This is a genomic window from Leptospira alexanderi serovar Manhao 3 str. L 60, assembly GCF_000243815.2.
GTDB classification, from domain to species: Bacteria; Spirochaetota; Leptospiria; order Leptospirales; family Leptospiraceae; genus Leptospira; species Leptospira alexanderi.
Map to the genome: position 1 here is coordinate 1 of NZ_AHMT02000024.1, position 17,500 is coordinate 17,500.

Genomic DNA, 17,500 nt, shown 5'->3' on the forward strand with positions numbered 1-17,500 from the left:
AAATTTTCGGTTTCTTTTTCGAACCACCGGACAAAAGTATTTTCACGTTCCAGTTTATTTTTTGTTGTGTACAATAATCGTCTATGGCACAAAATATCTCTGTCAGATCCATATTTAACCCCTTTTTTGCTGAAAGTACGGTTCAATATGTGATCTGGCGTTTTGAGTACAAGATCTTTCTCTGTTTTCCTCCTTACGACCCTGCTCACGTTAACTACTACTTTTGTCACCACAGTCTGCGTAAAATTCCTTGCTTAGTATGCCCTTTAAAATGTGGGAACTATTACAAAGTGGTTTTAAGAATTAGGATTTTCATTCTAAACGATGTGTGGGAACTCCCATCGTTTCAAAGTTTAGCTGTAAAGTCTAAATTTGAAGTAATATTTCACAAATAGATTCCTTAAAAGCTTTCTCTTTTGAGAAAAACTCCGTTTGAAAATAAAAAATACTTACGAGAATTTCAAAATCGATCGAATTTAAGAGATAAGCCTGATAAGAATCAATTTTTTCAAAAAAAAATATAAAATTTGAATCCCTAAAAAACTATCATTTTCTCTCAAAATCATCAAAAAACGACAATTTTGAGAGAAAATCCCCACTTATCCTAAACTTAATCCAGAAGACCGAATCACCGAAGATAGAGTAGGAAGAAAAAGAACTCGGGTGTGATTTCCCGTTCGTTTTCTTCCAAAATAAAGAAATCAATTAGGCCAAAACCAAACTCACAAGGGGCTCGGGCACGGATGCCGGAGTCATGATCAGTTTCAAGGAGGAAACCCATGATCATCAATCACAACTTAGCCGCGATCAACTCCCATCGCGTTCTGAAGTTTCAGAATAACGAAGTAGCGAAGAATATGGAATCCTTGTCTTCCGGTATGCGTATCAATCGCGCCGGTGATGATGCTTCCGGCCTCGCCGTTTCTGAAAAAATGAGAACGCAGGTGAAAGGTCTCAGACAAGCTGAGAGAAACACCGAAGACGGTATGTCTCTGATCCAGACTACGGAAGGATATCTGCAGGAAACGAACGATATCATCCAAAGAGTTCGGGTTCTTGCCATCCAATCTTCCAACGGAATCTACAGCGCCGAAGATCGCCAGATGATTCAAGTTGAGGTTTCCCAGCTCGTGGACGAGATTGATCGCATCGCTTCTCAGGCTGAATTCAACAAGATGGCTCTCCTTCAGGGGGACTTTGCAAGAGGTTCTAGAACTTCTTCCATGTGGTTCCATATCGGACCGAACCAGCACCAGAGAGAAAGAGTGTACATCGCTACTATGACCGCGAAGTCCCTCAATTTGATCAAGGCTGATGGTTCTCTTCTGACTCTGTCTACAGCTGAATTCGCCAATGACTCTATCGGGGTTCTGGACGACGCTCTGATGAAAATCAACAAACAAAGAGCGAACCTCGGAGCATACTTCAACAGACTGGAACATGCTTCCAAAGGTCTGATGGTTGCTTACGAAAATATCCAGGCTTCAGAGTCGAGAATCAGGGACACAGATATGGCGGAGGAAACCGTTGCATTCACGAAGAACCAAATTCTGGTTCAATCGGGAACAGCAATGCTTGCTCAGGCTAACGTAAGACCTCAGTCGGTTCTCCAGCTTCTTAGATAAGATTTTGACCTCAAAGGTTAAGGTCTTACGGTCGCCAAAGTTTTGGCGGCCGTAAGGGCAGGTGAATAACTGACCGGAAGAGGAATACATTTCTTTGGGAATGTGTTTCCTTCCGGAATTGATTCCTAAATTCCATCCGGTCCGTTTCGATCTGACCTTATTTAAGAAAGCCGCTCCGAGCGGCTATTCGTGTTTGAGAATCCCCGAAAGAACGATGGAAAGTTTTCGCTAAGAAATATTCTGAAATTTGAATATTCACTTTCCATGGTCCTTTCGAGGATCAAAGAGGTTCGTTGAACTAAAATTAGCGATTGATAATTTAATATTATTCCGTGGTAGGACGCCTGGTCTGTCAGGTGGTCTGATTATTGTCCATCCCGGAGCACCGGACAGACCATGTCCGGCCGACGAATAGGGAGATTTGTCGGTTCATCTCTACAAAGGAGTGTAGAATGATTATCAATCACAACCTGAGTGCGGTGAACGCTCACCGTTCTCTAAAGTTCAACGAGCTTGCTGTGGACAAGACGATGAAGGCTTTGTCTTCCGGTATGCGGATCAATTCCGCGGCGGATGACGCTTCCGGCCTCGCCGTTTCCGAAAAGCTGAGGACGCAAGTAAACGGTCTGCGTCAGGCTGAAAGAAACACCGAAGACGGGATGAGCTTCATTCAAACTGCCGAGGGTTTCCTCGAACAGACGTCGAACATCATTCAGAGAATTCGGGTGCTCGCCATCCAGACCTCGAATGGTATCTACAGCAACGAAGATAGGCAGCTTGTGCAGGTGGAAGTATCTGCGCTGGTGGATGAAGTCGACCGAATCGCTTCTCAAGCTGAATTTAATAAGTTCAAGCTTTTTGAAGGTCAATTCGCGAGAGGATCCAGAGTCGCTTCCATGTGGTTTCACATGGGACCGAATCAAAATCAGCGTGAGAGATTTTACATCGGCACGATGACTTCGAAAGCCCTGAAGCTTGTAAAGGCGGACGGGAGACCGATCGCGATTTCTTCTCCGGGAGAAGCCAACGATGTTATCGGTTTAGCGGATGCGGCTCTTACGAGGATCATGAAGCAAAGAGCGGATATGGGGGCTTACTACAATAGGCTCGAATATACCGCAAAGGGTCTGATGGGTGCGTATGAAAATATGCAAGCATCGGAATCCAGAATTCGAGACGCCGATATGGCGGAGGAAGTTGTCTCGCTAACCACAAAACAAATACTCGTTCAGAGTGGTACGGCAATGTTAGCGCAGGCAAACATGAAACCGAATTCGGTTCTCAAGCTTCTGCAGCATATCTAAAGGAAGCCTTCCAGGAGGGAAGGTAGACAAAAAAGGTTCCACCGGGAGGCATCTCTTCCGGTGGATTTTTTTGTCGTGCACATCGCCCGATTTCAGTAATCGATCTAATTTAACGTGAGTTCGCGTAAGAAAATGAGAAAGAATTTTCTAAAAGTAGGATTCCTTATGCTTCCGCGCTTTTGCCATGCGCCACCATTTGCAGGATGCAATCAGGCGAATGTTCGCTTATCTGGAGTTAGTCGCTGCTCCTAAATTGCGAGAGTTGCTTCTTCAACTTTGCAATTTCATCAATGGAGTAATGGGATGTCTTGCCGAGCAGCGGCAATAAAGTTTAGGTCAGCATCAGTTGCCCCTACCAAATAGATATCGTTCTCATTCCAAATGTTGTCACCATCTGCTACTCCAGTCATAATAAAGCTGTCACCGCTTTGATGATCTCTGTCCTCAATAAGAGGTTCCCACGATGCAGCATTGCGCCTACTTTCAATTTCCTTCAATTCGTGATCTGTCATAAAAAGGGAATGTCGCCTAATTCTAAATCGACGAATTTCGCATAAACGACAAAAAATGATAAGCGATGTCGCATAAGCGCCGGATATACGAAACTCATTAACTCGAATATTCGACTTTACTGACCAGAGATCCAAAGGGCTGGTAACTTGAGTGAGGCGAACTTGACTCACCTGAGCGTAAATTTCAGTCGTCCATACGCTTTTGTGTCCGAGCGGGAACTGGATATGTTTGTAGCGGTTTCCAAAAGATGAGTGGCAAAAGCGTGACGCAGACTATGAATGCTCACTTTCTTTCGAATCCTGGCTTTAACTTGACCTTCGCCATCTCGAAAATTTTTTCAGCGAAACGAACATGAAGATGTTTCGAAGGATCCTTGATTCTGACTGGGAAAATAAGTAAAGGAAACGCGAAACTCTTTCCACATAACGCGGCAAGTTTGAGATAACATAGTGAAACGATCCTTCTTACCCTTGTCTTACTTTGAGAATTTTTCTTTTTTTCGGGTCTCGGTTTGACCAGCTCGTTTACACGCCAACGCATTACCGATTGCTTACTGACTTCAAGTTTTTTGGCTACTCTATGTATAACCTTTCTCAAGTAAACGAATCTGTCTTCTTTTTTATAGGGATGAGTAAAACAAAAATGAATACACAAACTCGTACGATTGTTTGAGAGTCGGGTATATACATAAAAATTCTAGGAATTTGAAATTCAATTTTTGATAAACTTAGAAATTCTTCTATTTGAACAACCGGCCGAAATATCCAGCAGAAAAATGAGCTTATCTTGAAAAATTCACCCAATTATTTCTTTCAAAAGTTATTTTGAAGTTACGTTCCGTATAAAACGTTCCTACATTCTAAGGTTTTGAAACAGATTCTTAATTCTTTGAATGTTTTAAAATCCATTTTGTTTTTTCTTCATTTGTCATTTGTATATTTTATTTTTATTACTGTAGTATGATTTTTGTTCTCATCTTTTTACGTTAGTCGATTTTTGGTCTAGTTTTGTGTCACCAAAGGAATGTTAAGTATTTATAAGTATATTATGAAAATTTAATTATATATTAAGGAATATTTTTTATTTGACAGATATTTATGCTTTGAGTGAAGGTAACGTTATTTGAAATTGTATTACGTTTTATGTAATTAATTTCTGTGTATTCCTTGGGTGACGTTATTTGAGTTTTTTGCGTAAATTCTGAACTTGTGGTTTTGTGGCGCCATGGAAATGCGTAATTTAACTCTGGAACGTTATGTTTTTTAAACTTTGTGAGACAAGGTATATTTATAAAAAAAATGGAATGTGATTGGGAGGTTGATTATTTTAGCGTAAAGGCGATAAGGCGAAATTCGATTTTATAAAATATTCGGTGCGTCTGAATTTCGAAAACCGCACCTTGCGAGTATCTGTGTTTTGTAAAATAGAAGCGAAGTTAGATAGCTTAGACTGAAAATAAATTGAGCAAGGGCATGATGTTAGGATGAAAAAGGAACAAGAAACTTTGAAAGCAAAGTTTTCAAAATTATATTTATCAAAAATGACTCGAGTAGGGATTCGATTTTTTCTACTCGTTTTCGTTTTTTCAACGACGTTGTTTTGTATTCCCGGAAAAAAGACTTCGAACAGTAAGGTCATGCTTCTGGCGTGGTTGGTCGGGGAGATGAATTCGTATAAAGAAGGTCAAGTATACCAAAACGCTAAACATTTAACTGGACCTTTGGGTCAAGTCGAGTATCGAGGTTTGGATTTTTTTGATAATGCTGCCTTCAACGGGATCGGAAGGTATAATTGGCAGGAAGCCGGGGATGCAACTTTCAATGTTGGAGTAACCCTGGGTGCGATGGCTTGGAGGTATAAAAATACTCATGATCCGGATACCCTCGCTCTTATAAAGAGATATGTAAATTATTATAAACTAATGCAATCTCTGAATCATGGAGGGATTGGTCGAAACTTCGTCAATATAGAGGCGTACAACCAATTTATATCTTGTAATAAAAATGGAACAGAGGGCGTTCGCGCTGACAATGCGTCCTGTGGAACCATGAGATATATCGATTATGTGTTTGAAGATCAACATTATAAATTTAGACATGATTTTTCTCTGGATGCGGTGATTCATTCTCTCGTCGGACTTTACTGGACTTATGTATTTGTAGATGAGTTGAAGCCGGATATTGTTCAAATTTGTGGGGATCTTTTGCGGCGTTATGAAGCAACTAATTATGAAGTAAGAGACTCCAATAACGTGCTTCTTAGATATGGTAATCATAGTCCTGCAGTCAATCCGGTGGCTAAAATCAACGAAGTGATATTAAAGTACATCGCCCGGGGGCAGATAACGGATTTGGGGCCTTGGAGAGACATTATAACTCTTGGTTCCGTTGTCATAGGGTTGGTTGTTCAGTCGGAGGATGCCAATTTTTTCAACCACTACATGCTTCTCAAAGGAGTCGGTGTTTTAGTCCATATGGGATATCCGTTGCAAAATGGATTAAAAAATTTAATCCATGCGGTAAATGATCAAGGTCATGAACTCGCGGATTCCATGGATATTTATTTTTTCCAGACTTCTAAAATACACGTAAAAGATAAGGGCGGGTTTCCTCTTTACAATTATCATTGTTTAGTAGATCAAACTTTTTCGGATATATTAGGACTTTTTGATAGAAAGCCTTACAATAAGTGGGAGTTTTCTCCTTATCGAAGATGTGTCGTGAGACAACCTTCCGCTTTAGGATTGAATGCGGATTTCTTAGAGGCTTATTGGTTGTGGTAATCATTAGGAGAACAATCGAGAAAGCTTAGTTGAAAACTTTCTTACTTTGTATTGAAACGTCGTTCAATTCATCATAAGTTCGTTATGATGAATTGAATTGCTTCTTCAAATGGGTTTATAATGGATGAAGGTGGATTGAAAAATACAATCCACCTTCGTTGTTTTTATGGTCTGCATAGGTTTCTAAATTTGAAAAAGGAAGTTTATCTTAAAAATAAATGAGTGTATTAACTTATATGGCCGGATTTGATTCGATTTATAAGTTATATGGTGAGTAATGCAGGAACTTCGACTTTTGGAAAAATTTTTCTACGCAGAACTCACGTTAATTCTAAGATTTTGGAACAAGTTCTTAGTACAAAAAAATACCCGGAGATGTATTCCCCGGGTATTTGATTTCTCTTGGAATGAAATTAGAAATTTATTTCAAAGGTTTGAATTCTAAGTTAACCACGCCACGACTTGCGGATTTTACTTCCAAAGACTTAGTCGCTAAAAAAGAGAAACCTCTGTCTTTTTTATAAACCAATTCCTCTTGAAAGAGAGAATCCTTACCGGGATAAATCACTTCCCATTCGGAACCGTTTGTGTCGGAAGTTCTAACATTCACTTCTTTAGCAGCGGTAAATTCGGTGAGGTCATCCTTGAACTTAGTCGCTTCGTCGGCACTCAGTCCGGTGAACTTCAGAACGATTGGATTATTTTCCGTTAGGTTGAACCATTCTTCTTTCAACTGAGCGTTTACTTTTTTAGAAACGGAAGTTGCCCATTCGGAAATCGCTTTCTCTCTGGAAACTTTTTGAGTGATGTCGGCTCCTCGACCGTCTGCGCTGCCACTATCAACGATTTTCCCGTCCCCCAAAGAAGAACCACTTTGTAAGTACCGGTCGCCGCCGTGTTGTAGATGGTTCTTTCCAAAGCTTTTCCGTTTACGGAATCCAAAGGTTGTTGATCTTCGGTTTCTACGGTTCCAAGAACCAATACCTCGGCTTGAAGCGTTTCCGCAAGGATTTTGATCAAAGGAGAACCTTCTACATTTTCCGCATCCACTTGAGTTTTACTTACTTTTTTAGCGGTAAGAGCGGGATCGATCACTTTGTTTCCATTCTTTTTCAAAGCTTTGATGATTTCGGCTTCCCCAAAATTGTTCGGACTTGCGGGTGCAACCGGTGCGCCGCCTACTTTGCCGAGGACTAAAACCGCAACTCTTGGATTACCGACATCGGCGAGAAGATTGTCAACCGCGGTGGAGATTTTAGATTCTTCTACTTCGCATCGAACGGTAAGTTTCAACATAGGCTGAGTATCAATTTTACCTTCGGCTTCGTCGATGATATCGTAACTTTTAACGAATGCATCCGTTTTAGAAAGAAGGCTGGAACCTAAACTTTCTCCGTCGGAAGCCTTACTTTTGTTACTGATTTCTTCGCCGATCACTTTACGAACCGCGTTGATTTTAGCGTCTTTCAAAGCTCTTTGTTTTGCGATTTGTTTGTCGCCGTTATAAATAGGAGCTTCTCCGATCACGGTAACTTTGTTGCCTTCTTTTTCGTAGAATTCTTTTTTCTTACCGCGAGTGGATCCGGAAGAACCGCAGTTCACTGCGAACGAAATAACTGCTAAGGCCGAGATGAGCCTGGTAGTAAGGAAACGATTCATTTTGTCGTTTTCTCCTTGAAGAATAGGTTTAGGAAATTTTCTTAAACAAAATAGGAAGGAAGTCTTAGATGCTCAACACAAAAATAAATAAAAAATTCTTTCTTTCAATTATTTTTTTTCTTTTATTTCCTTCGATTGCGTGCGCAGAAAAAAGCTTTCGCAAGCATATCTCGGATTCGAAATTCGTTCCTTCCGAAATCGAATTTTACTCCGATATACTTCCCGGTCTTTCTGGAAAGAACGTGATTCTAATCACAAATCCATCCGGAATCGGCAGAAGTCCCGAACGAATCCTGAGAGAATTTAAAAAAAATAACGTAAAAATCAAACATCTGATCGGGCTCGAACACGGATTTTTGGGATTGGAAGAAGATTTCAGCAAATCTCCGGTTACAGTAGATGAATTTTTCAATCTTCCGATCTATCATATCTATCGAGTGAAAAATGCGGAACTTCCCGTGATTTTGAAAGGTACTGATGCGATCCTTTTCGACGTTCAAGATATGGGAATGAGATGTTATACATACTTAACGGTTTTAAAAAGAATCATGGATGGAATTCCGGACTCGAAGAATACAAAATTGATCGTTTTGGATCATGTCAATCCCGCTCTTTATTTAAAAGGAAGGGGGGAGATGATCGATAAAAGATTTCTCAACTTTGCGGGAGAATTTCCTTCTCTTTTCTTCGGAGGTTTAACTTTAGGAGAGTCGGCCGCCTATTATAACGCGGAATACTTAGACAATAGGATTCGGTTGGAAATCATATCGCCTAAAAACGCAAAACGTTCTTTCGATTGGGACAAGGAAGGAATTCCTTGGATAACACCTTCTCCGAATTTGCCGACCGTCGACTCCGCGATCAATTATCTAGGACTCGTTTTATTGGAAGGAGTGAATGTTTCTGTGGGAAGAGGAACGACGGCTCCTTTCGTATATTTCGGAGCGCCTTGGATGGTCGAACCCGAAAAATTAGCGGAAGAATTGAATCGAAACTCCGGAGGAGACTATTATTATCAAACCGTATTTTTCAAACCGGTGTTTGGTCCGTATAAAAATGAGATCTGTAGGGGATTACGACTAACGGTTGTGAATCGAAAATACGATCCTCTCAAAATGGTGTTTCAATTGATCGTTGCCTTAAAATCGAATTATAAGGAATTTAAATGGAGATCGTATTCGGATGGAACCTATAACATCGATTTCCTTTGGGGAACGGAATCCTTTCGAAAAGCGGTCGACTCCGGAAAAAACTACGATCAATATTCGGAATATTTAAGTTCTATCGAGAAAGAATACAATGAGAAGATCAAAAAGTATTACCTCTATTAAAAAGAAGACTAAGTTCGACGTTTTTTTAAATACGGTCGCGTTTTGTATTGTATTCTCGTTTTTGAATGTTTCCGTTTTTGCGCAAAATTCGGATTGGAAGGAATATTCACTCAAAGAATTGATAGGAAGACTGAAATATTACACGTACGCAAAGGTCGCGCAGAGTTTAAGAAAAGAATATACGATCAATCAAGAGCAGATGTGGGAAGACGGAGTTTGTACAATCCCCGTTCCTCCGCTTCCCGGACCTTTTTTCTGCGGGCTCTTAAAACAGCAAGTTCCGTCCGAGTCGCAAAAGTCGACGCTTTCACCTGAAACGATTTCCTCTTCTCCAATCGCCGAAAAACTTCCCGCATCCGTTCCCGAAACTCTTTCTCGCGGATTCGATCCGAGTTTGAAAGTATATAAGAATATTCAATTGTACTCAGGAACCACGATTTCCGGAAAAAACGTGGTGAAAATCGATTCGGAAGAAAATCCGGGAGAATTCTTACGCGCATTTTATTTAAACAACGGACAACTCAGTCATTACGAGTTTCAAGACAGGATTCTCATTTTTGATTGGTCCGGCTCCAAATTGAATGCGATCTTGGAAGTGAAAACTGATCCGATACGCAGACCGCTTGGCGGAAGAGAAATTTTGTTTCCATGAAACAAATCGCTTCCGGTTTTTTAAGAATGATGGATCACCAAGGAATCGATCCGGTGCAATACATTTGGGTCACAGCGACGTACGATTCCAATTCTTCCGAAAAACAAGAAGCTCATATTCAAGAAAATTCTGATATTCTAAATTATCTGGATAAAAAGATTCGGTTGGAATTTACCGGAAGGATACGCTGCGTTTCCTGCGGAAGAATCACTAAAAAAAGTTTCAACCAGGGGAATTGTTTTACCTGTTTTCAAACGTTAGCCGAAAACGATCTTTGTATCTTAAGACCCGATACTTGCCATTTTCATCTCGGGACCTGCAGAGAACCGGACTGGGGAGAATCTCACTGCTTTATTTCCCACACGGTGTATCTCGCAAACAGTTCCGCGATTAAGGTCGGAATCACGAAAGAAAATCCGGTATCGAATCGATGGGTGGATCAGGGGGCCGTTCAGGGAATTCCTCTTGTGAAAGTTGTTTCGAGAAGGGACGCTGGGATTATAGAAAAAGAACTTTCCAAGGTTTTGTCCGATCGAACCACTTGGCAAAAAATGGTGGCAGGTGATCCGGAGCCGATTGATCTTATCGAACGGAAAAAAGAATTCATCCAAAAAATCGAAGAGCTTGATTTCGATCTGGATTATAAGATTTCTACCCAAGAAACTCCGACTAATATCCGTTATCCGATTCGGTCTTATCCGCAAAAAATACAATCACTCGCACCCGACAAAAATCCGGTGATCGAAGACATTCTCACCGGAATCAAAGGACAATATCTTTTATTTCAATCCGGGGTCATCAATATCAGAGCTTACGGCGGTTACGAGACCGTTCTGAGTGCGGAGTGAATGACTGTTTGTAAGTCTCGAACATTTAATTTTCGTATATTATAAAATAATAAATTATATCTGTCTTTTGGAAAATTTTCGATGAGTGATACTCCTGATTCTGTACTGGGAAGTGTTGTTCGGAAATTGATTCATCTTTTGAAAGTATAGATTCAAAAACGCATTTCCAATGATACGATTTTCGAATTGAATGAAAAACGGGAAGGCGCTTTGAAGGAATTGCGAAAAAAGTCAAATGTGAGTTTGACTAAGCAGGGAGTGGAGTCTTTTGAGTTCTCCTTTAGATTTTTCGTTTCCTAAAAATGTTCAAGGGATTTTTACAAAATTTGTGGAATCAAATGCCAGGATTTTAGTCGGCTTGGAAAACGCAATAACTCAGGTTGAGACGGCAAGGACTTTAAAAAATGCGATGGAATTGATGAAAGGAAATAAGACGATTCAATTTTTTTTAGTTTTTAGAAACGATTTCGAGAATTATTCTTTTGTGACCGGCACGGATCATTTTAAAAAGAAGTAACTTAAAATTCTGCTATGAATCTTTCGTTCTTTCAAAAATAAATGCTTTCGATGAAAAGTTTTTTTTTGAAAATATTTTTACTTTCTACCTTCTTTTTGTTTTCCGCATGTGATGCCATCATCGATTCTGCGGTGCCTGTCGAATTGGATCTACAGATCGGAAAGTCGTTTTTAGAAAATGCGAAAAACGCAAAAGACGGAATGCATATTCTAAAGGACGTTGCCCTTGAAAAATACGTAAAGTCCGTTGCGGACCGGATTTTAAAATCGGATCAGATCAAATACAAAAAAGAATTTCCCTATAAGATCTCTATCTTGGACGACGATGATACGATCAATGCCGTTTGCACTCCCGGCGGTTATATCTTTGTCTACACAGGGTTATTGAAACTCATCCAGAACGAGGCTACGTTAGCGGCAATCCTTGCACACGAAATTGCGCACGCGGAAAAAAGGCATTCTGTAAAACAAATCATCAGTTCTTTAGGGATCTATTTTACGATCTATATCGGCCTGACGATTTTTCTGGGATCGGACGCGGCGAATTTGATCAATTTGGGCTCTAGAGTCGGTGGGGAAATCCTTACCTTGGCGAATAGTCGTTCCGCGGAAGAGGAGGCGGACATGATGAGTTTTGAATATTTGAAATCCACAAAATACTATCCGGGAGCTCTGGAATCATTTTTTATACTCATCGAAAAAAAGGAAAAAGAGAAAGGCGGGATTAACCCAGACAAACGGATTATAAAATTTTTATCCACGCATCCTTTAAACGACGAAAGAATTGCAGAAAACGCAAAAAGACTCAAAAGTATCGGAAATCCGAAAGCGACTCGGGAAAATTTATATACGGAACGTTATCAAGTCGCCATGAAACGCGCGTTCGGAGAAGAGGACTGACGAACTCGCTTACACGAATTTAAGACCTGTTCTAAAATCGGATTTGTACTTTCCTATTTTCTTTCGAAATCGGATGGATCGTTTTGCGGTTATAAATAACGTGGGTTCGGCGGTTGAAAATGAGAAAGAATTTTTTAAAAGTAGGAGTTCCTACTTTTAGAATTTGTTCGTAAAGTCGCTATTTTCTATAGTCCCACATTTTAAGAATAGATTTACAAAGTTCAAATTCCAAATTCTTACAGAAAAATGAATCATGGATTTCTTATGTCGAGCTCACGTTAAATAGGGTCGAAATTCAAATATATTTCGACTAACGTTTATTTCACAGTTTGGAATGGGAAGCAAAACTGCTTACTGACGAAATGTTTGCGAAAAATAAAGAAATTCAAATGGTTCGGCGTAAGTCGTTCTAAAAACTTCTTGCAATCGGTTAGATTTTCCATAAAGTCTTTTCATCTATGCGCTTGGAACAAAAACTGAAAAGATGGGTGGAGGCGGGACTTATCGCTTCGGAACAATCGGATGCGATTCGAAACTTCGAAGAGACCCGAAAAACTCCTTATCTCTATTATTCGTTTATCATTTTAGGTGTGATCGTCATCGGTATCGGTATCATCGCAATCATTGCCGCCAATTGGGAAGAGATTCATGATTTCGTAAAGTTAGGCGCAGGTCTTGCGACGCTCTTGTTGGCTGCGGGACTTGCGTTTTGGAAACGGGAAAATCCTAATTTGTTGACTGTTTTTATCGTCCTCAATTCGATTTTGATTCTAGGGATGATCGGGCTTGTATCGCAGGTCTATAACTTGGAAGGGAAGTATTACGAAGCGGCAAAACTTTGGTGTGTACTTACTTTTTTATTTTTGATCGCGACCGATTCCAAAACATTCCTCCATCTTTGGTTGATCGGATTTCAAATTTATATAACGGGTTGGATCTTTGAACAAATCCAAGGGCGGCACGATTGGGGGGATTATTGGAACACCTACTATTATTATTCGATCGTAGGCTTTACGGGAATTTGGTTGGCTGCGGAAAAATTCACTTTAGAGTCCAGAAAAGCTACTTTGTTTTTTTGGGTCGTATTGTTTTTGATTGTCGGGACTTTTTTTCGGGGATTTTTCCAGGATTATGATTATTATAGCCCTTCGGAAAATTTAGGGTATTTCGGTTATACAGCGGATTTTCCTTGGCTGACGGTAGGACTTAGGTTGTTTGTTTTGGCTCCTCTCTTTTATCTTTTATACAATATGGAAATTTCCTCCAATCAGAAGAAATCTTTGAGTGTAAGTTTATTCTTACTATTCTTATTGTATTTTCCGCATCCGTTTCGGTACGTTTTGGCCGAGTCGATCGGATCTCATATTTGGAATTACTTTGTGAAGTTATTGCCTTCTTTTTTGTTTATTCTTTTTTGGCTGGGAATCGCGTCCTCGTTTCGAGATCACAAAAAAATATTCGATCTTTCTTTGGCGATTGTGGGAATTCGATTCTTATATTTTTATTTCGATCTACTCGGAACTTTGACTTACACAGGATTCGGGCTTATCATTTCCGGGCTGCTTATCATAGGACTTACGATCGGATACTTGAAATACAAATCCAAGGTGAGAATTTTATTGGGAGGTGAAGAATGAAACTTCTCAAACCGATCCTTTCGGTCGCATTGATTCTACCGATCGTGTTCTTCGGTTGGGAGATCATAACTCTCGAAAATTCAAAGAATTCGGGAAAAGAACTGATTCTTCCCATTACCGGATACGATCCGAGGGATCTTCTTTCGGGACATTATCTACGTTATGATATCTTGTATCAATCGGATTCTATCTGCCAAAATCCGAATACGAATTCCTATAGAAAATCCGATTCGGATCAACACTGTGTTTGTTATCCTCATTCCGGAAAGATAAAAGAAGGAGAAGGGGCTTTTATAAATGATTGTAGTCCGGATATACTGAAGGATAGAAGAGCTTGTAGGTTGCATTTACGTGGAACCTGTCGATATGGAAGATTCAAAATCGGTAATGAACGTTTTTATGTGAACGAAGAAAAAGCGATGGAATATGAAACGAGACTACGAAAAGAGAAGGTGCATATTCGCCTAAAAGTCGACTCCGAAGGAAAGGCGATTACGGATTCTTTGATTTGGGAGGACGGATCTTCGCTGTGACCTCGTTTAAACTACAGAAGTCGTTTTCTCCAAAACCGGCATTCATTCCCGCGTCGTAAATTGCCGGAAGATTTTGACAAAGAGAAAGGTTCGTCTTGTTTTCTTTCGCGAGATTCATCGCGTGATAGACGTCCTTTCTCATATTCTTCAAAGAAAAATGAGTTTCATAGTTTCCCGAGAATACGAAGGGAAACTTAAATTCGGCGATCCCTGATTTTGCGGCGGATCCAAGAAGAATGTTTTTTAGGGTTTCTGGTTCCAGCCCTGAATTTTTTGCGAGTTCAAAACCTTCCATATAAATTTGAAAAATTCCCGCTTGAATCATATTGAGAGCGAATTTGGCCTTTTGACCGCTTCCTAAAGCGCCGCAATATTCCGTATTCTTTCCACAAAGCTCGAAGAAGAATTGAATATCTGCAATTTCCTTCTTTTCGGCTCCGACCATAAAAAGAATTTGTCCGTCTCTCGCAGCGTTTTTAGAACCGGTCATCGGAGAATCATAAAAGCGAATCTGTTTTGTCGAACATAGTTCCGCTAGTCTGAAAGTCATGGAAAGAGAAGTGGTTCCGCAGTCTAGGATGATCGGAGGTTTTGTCTCTAAAAGTCCGGATGTGATCACTTCTTTTTCGATGACTGTGTCTTCGGTCAGACATAATATAACTAGATCCGCGTTTTTAACCGCTTCCATGGGAGAATCAAAGGTCTGAACGTTGTCGCTTATCAAATCGGCGATTTTGAGTTTGTTTCTTGCGTAGAGTCTGAGATTTTGGTCGGCTTTTGCGAGATTGGACGCTATGCCTCTACCCATGATTCCGGTTCCTATGATGGATATTGTATGTTTCCTCATTGGTATATGGTATAGAATTAATTTATAATATTAAAAAGCGCTTAAGGCGGCTCGGATAAAGCTTGTGACCGGGGCTTGTTCTCTCGTGTCCTCGAGTCCTTCCCTAAGTTCGCGAAGTACGATTTGCGCGTCCGTTAGAACCGTGTTTACGTTTTTATGAACGTCGTCGTTGTTGATGAGTCGACCCAAACTTCCGTCGCCCGTATTTATCTTAGTCGTAATGTCCGCGATATTTGAAAATGTCTTACGAATATCACCTCTGTTTTCGGAAATCAGTTCCGACAAACTTACGAGAGGATCTTGTAAAACGCGGCCTTTGAGAGTTCCCGCGGCCTTGTAGTCGATCATGGTAACGGGTGTGGATCTGGTTTTCAGCCGTTCCGATTCGGGGTCCATGGTTCCTGGATCGATGGAAATTACGCGTCCGGTCAAAAGGCTTTCGTTTTTGATAATGATATCGTAGTTATCATAGAGCTGGATTTTCTCTCTGAGAAGCATCGTGATTTCGACTTTGGTTCCGATTCCGGTTTCTCCGGTTGAAACCTCGACTCCGTTTTCGTCGATTTGTATGAGACGAATCGCGGAGATGTAACCGAACGGAACACCTTGTACGGTCACCTTATTACCGATTTTGATTCCTTCCGCATTTCGGAAGGTTACTTTCATAAATTCTCCTCTTTTTTTTACAGGACCGCCTTCGGTGATGATCGTAAAGTAACCGACCACGGCGATGGCTACTGTAAAAATGGCTCCGACGAGTAAATAACGTAGCGAACTCATATTAGATTCTCCTCATATAATTGCAACTTTACTATTTGCTTTCCAGGATCATCGGACCGGTCGTTTTTCCCTGAATGAATTGTTGAATCAATTCGTTGTCCGAATTCTGGAGTTCTTCCGGCGTTCCCGTAAATACGATTTTTCCTTTATAAACAAAGCTGATACGATCTGCGATCATATAAGCGCTGGACATGTCGTGTGTGACTACAACTTGTGCGGCTCCGGTTTCTTTTTGAATTTTGAGAACTAATTCGTTGATCACATTGGACATAACGGGATCCAATCCCGAAGTAGGCTCATCGTAAAGGATGATTTCGGGATTCGTCGTGATTGCCCTTGCGATCCCCACTCTTTTTTTCATACCACCGGAGATATCATTCGGGAAATTGTCCTTAGCGATCACCATATCCACTAATTTCAATTTTTGCATTACGATTTCCTGAATCTTTTCTTTTGAGGCTAATTTGTGTTCTCTCAGGGGAAGTGCCACGTTGTCGAATACGGTCAGCCAGTTGATGAGTGCGCCGGATTGAAACAAAACTCCCATCCTCGCCCTAAGTTTCTTTTTAACGTTGAGACTGACTCGGGAAATACTCTCCCCGAAAATAAAACAATCTCCCGCGTCAGGTTCCAAAAGTCCGGTGATATGTTTGAGAGTGACTGATTTTCCCGTTCCGGAAGGTCCGAGTATTACGAGCGTTTCTCCTTTTTTTACATGAAGATTCATACCAGAGAGGATCTTTCTTTTTCCGAAAGATTTATGTACGTTTTTGAGTTCGATTGCAAATTGTTCCATTTTTCAATCTCTGTAAAGTAAGGCGGTGATCATATAACCCGTAAAAATCACCATCAAAAACGAAGTTACTACGGATTCTCTCGTGGCCCGGCCGACTCCGATTGCTCCGCCGGAAGTTCTAAGACCGTGGGAGCAAGAGATGGCGGAAACGATGACTCCGAATATAAAACCTTTTAGAATTCCCACATACAAATCTTTTAAACCCGGAATGGAAGCGACTCTATCGAATACGTCTCGGAAATAAGTGAAATAATCGATTCCAAGCTGGAAATAACCCACGATCGCCCCGCCTAATATTCCTAAAATGGTGGAATAAACGCATAAAACAGGGACCATGATAGAAAAACCTAAAATTCTCGGAAAAATTAAGTAACGTACTGGATCGATAGACATAACTTCGAGAGCGTCTATTTCTTCTGAAATTTTCATCGTTCCGATTTCTGCCGCCATCGCAGAGCCGATTGAGGCAGCTAAAATCAAGGCGGTCATAAACGGGGACATTTCTCTCGTAAGAGTGATCGTCATCAAAAGACCGATCTGACCTTCGGCTCCGAAGTCTTTTAATCCAAGTCCTGTATTAAGCGACATGATCATTCCGGTAAAAATGGCGACGATCGAAACCACGGAGATACTTCCGACTCCCGTAATGTACATCTGATCCAGGATTTCTTTTCTTTTGAAAAAACCGTGCGGTAGGTTTAGAATACTCTCATATACCAAAAGGATCGTAAAACCACTCGCGTAGAAGAATTCGGTGAGTTTTTCTTTAATAGGTTC

The 17,500-nt window shown here is 40.6% G+C and carries 15 protein-coding genes and 2 pseudogenes (1 of these 17 cut by a window edge); 10 read left to right on the forward strand and 7 right to left on the reverse strand.

Annotated elements, in window-relative coordinates; all coding sequences use genetic code 11:
* Window positions 1-546: 546 nt before the first annotated feature.
* Window positions 547-781: pseudogene (locus tag LEP1GSC062_RS25500) on the reverse strand (hypothetical protein).
* On the opposite strand from LEP1GSC062_RS25500, the gene LEP1GSC062_RS07610 reads away from it, so the two are divergent.
* Window positions 780-1,625 carry a flagellin N-terminal helical domain-containing protein gene (locus tag LEP1GSC062_RS07610; RefSeq protein WP_002154628.1) on the forward strand — a complete coding sequence of 282 codons (846 nt, stop codon included), beginning with the start codon at window positions 780-782 and terminating at the stop codon, window positions 1,623-1,625. The pseudogene LEP1GSC062_RS25500 and the gene LEP1GSC062_RS07610 overlap by 2 nt on opposite strands.
* A 452-nt stretch (window positions 1,626-2,077) precedes the next feature.
* Window positions 2,078-2,929 carry a flagellin N-terminal helical domain-containing protein gene (locus LEP1GSC062_RS07620; RefSeq protein ID WP_002618149.1) on the forward strand — a complete coding sequence of 284 codons (852 nt, stop codon included), beginning with the start codon at window positions 2,078-2,080 and terminating at the stop codon, window positions 2,927-2,929.
* 287 nt (window positions 2,930-3,216) lie between these two features.
* Here the strand turns inward: LEP1GSC062_RS07620 and LEP1GSC062_RS07625 are convergent, their stop codons facing one another.
* Window positions 3,217-3,441, reverse strand: a complete 225-nt coding sequence (locus LEP1GSC062_RS07625) for a hypothetical protein (RefSeq protein WP_010578050.1) — start codon at window positions 3,439-3,441, stop codon at window positions 3,217-3,219.
* A gap of 1,484 nt (window positions 3,442-4,925) precedes the next feature.
* Between LEP1GSC062_RS07625 and LEP1GSC062_RS07635 the strand changes: the two genes are divergently transcribed.
* Window positions 4,926-6,224 carry a hypothetical protein gene (locus tag LEP1GSC062_RS07635; RefSeq protein WP_010578052.1) on the forward strand — a complete coding sequence of 433 codons (1,299 nt, stop codon included), beginning with the start codon at window positions 4,926-4,928 and terminating at the stop codon, window positions 6,222-6,224.
* Window positions 6,225-6,645: 421 nt separating this feature from the next.
* Here LEP1GSC062_RS07635 and LEP1GSC062_RS07640 read toward each other — a convergent pair.
* Window positions 6,646-7,883: pseudogene (locus LEP1GSC062_RS07640) on the reverse strand (lipoprotein LipL46).
* Between the two features lie 68 nt (window positions 7,884-7,951).
* On the opposite strand from LEP1GSC062_RS07640, the gene LEP1GSC062_RS07645 reads away from it, so the two are divergent.
* The 7 genes from LEP1GSC062_RS07645 (at window position 7,952) to LEP1GSC062_RS07675 (ending at window position 14,300) form a co-directional block, all read left to right on the forward strand.
* Window positions 7,952-9,214, forward strand: coding sequence for an exo-beta-N-acetylmuramidase NamZ family protein (locus LEP1GSC062_RS07645; protein WP_020983957.1), 1,263 nt, complete (start codon window positions 7,952-7,954; stop codon window positions 9,212-9,214).
* Window positions 9,183-9,866 (forward strand): LIC_11883 family protein, encoded by a 684-nt coding sequence (locus LEP1GSC062_RS07650; protein WP_010578054.1) that lies wholly within the window; start codon window positions 9,183-9,185, stop codon window positions 9,864-9,866. The genes LEP1GSC062_RS07645 and LEP1GSC062_RS07650 overlap by 32 nt, the downstream gene beginning before the upstream one ends.
* Entirely contained in the window at window positions 9,863-10,714 is an 852-nt protein-coding gene (locus LEP1GSC062_RS07655) for a DUF2797 domain-containing protein (protein ID WP_010578055.1), read from the forward strand. Before LEP1GSC062_RS07650 ends, LEP1GSC062_RS07655 begins: the two co-directional genes overlap by 4 nt.
* A gap of 268 nt (window positions 10,715-10,982) precedes the next feature.
* A complete protein-coding gene (locus tag LEP1GSC062_RS07660; protein ID WP_020983961.1) occupies window positions 10,983-11,231 on the forward strand; it encodes an SPFH domain-containing protein in 249 nt (82 codons plus the stop codon).
* A gap of 50 nt (window positions 11,232-11,281) precedes the next feature.
* The gene (locus LEP1GSC062_RS07665; RefSeq protein WP_476737501.1) at window positions 11,282-12,130 is read left to right on the forward strand and encodes a M48 family metalloprotease; all 849 of its coding nucleotides are present in this window, start codon (window positions 11,282-11,284) and stop codon (window positions 12,128-12,130) included.
* A 458-nt stretch (window positions 12,131-12,588) separates the two neighbouring features.
* A complete protein-coding gene (locus LEP1GSC062_RS07670; protein WP_020983936.1) occupies window positions 12,589-13,767 on the forward strand; it encodes a DUF2157 domain-containing protein in 1,179 nt (392 codons plus the stop codon).
* Window positions 13,764-14,300 carry a GDYXXLXY domain-containing protein gene (locus tag LEP1GSC062_RS07675; protein ID WP_010578058.1) on the forward strand — a complete coding sequence of 179 codons (537 nt, stop codon included), beginning with the start codon at window positions 13,764-13,766 and terminating at the stop codon, window positions 14,298-14,300. Before LEP1GSC062_RS07670 ends, LEP1GSC062_RS07675 begins: the two co-directional genes overlap by 4 nt.
* Here the strand turns inward: LEP1GSC062_RS07675 and LEP1GSC062_RS07680 are convergent.
* The 4 genes in view from LEP1GSC062_RS07680 to LEP1GSC062_RS07695 are tightly spaced (at most 31 nt apart) and all read right to left on the reverse strand, a layout consistent with a single transcriptional unit that may run on beyond the window.
* On the reverse strand, window positions 14,260-15,147 hold the full coding sequence (locus LEP1GSC062_RS07680) for an NAD(P)-dependent oxidoreductase (RefSeq protein WP_039941529.1): 888 nt from the start codon (window positions 15,145-15,147) through the stop codon (window positions 14,260-14,262). The genes LEP1GSC062_RS07675 and LEP1GSC062_RS07680 overlap by 41 nt on opposite strands.
* Window positions 15,148-15,177: 30 nt before the next feature.
* Complete coding sequence (gene mce, locus LEP1GSC062_RS07685; protein ID WP_020983907.1) at window positions 15,178-15,927, reverse strand: mammalian cell entry protein Mce; 750 nt, start codon at window positions 15,925-15,927, stop codon at window positions 15,178-15,180.
* 31 nt (window positions 15,928-15,958) lie between these two features.
* Window positions 15,959-16,723 (reverse strand): ABC transporter ATP-binding protein, encoded by a 765-nt coding sequence (locus LEP1GSC062_RS07690; RefSeq protein ID WP_002630438.1) that lies wholly within the window; start codon window positions 16,721-16,723, stop codon window positions 15,959-15,961.
* A gap of 3 nt (window positions 16,724-16,726) precedes the next feature.
* Window positions 16,727-17,500: the 3' portion of an MlaE family ABC transporter permease gene (locus LEP1GSC062_RS07695; RefSeq protein WP_002721910.1), read on the reverse strand. 6 nt of this gene lie beyond the right edge of the window; only the last 774 of its 780 coding nucleotides appear in the window; the start codon falls outside the window, past its right edge; it ends in the stop codon at window positions 16,727-16,729.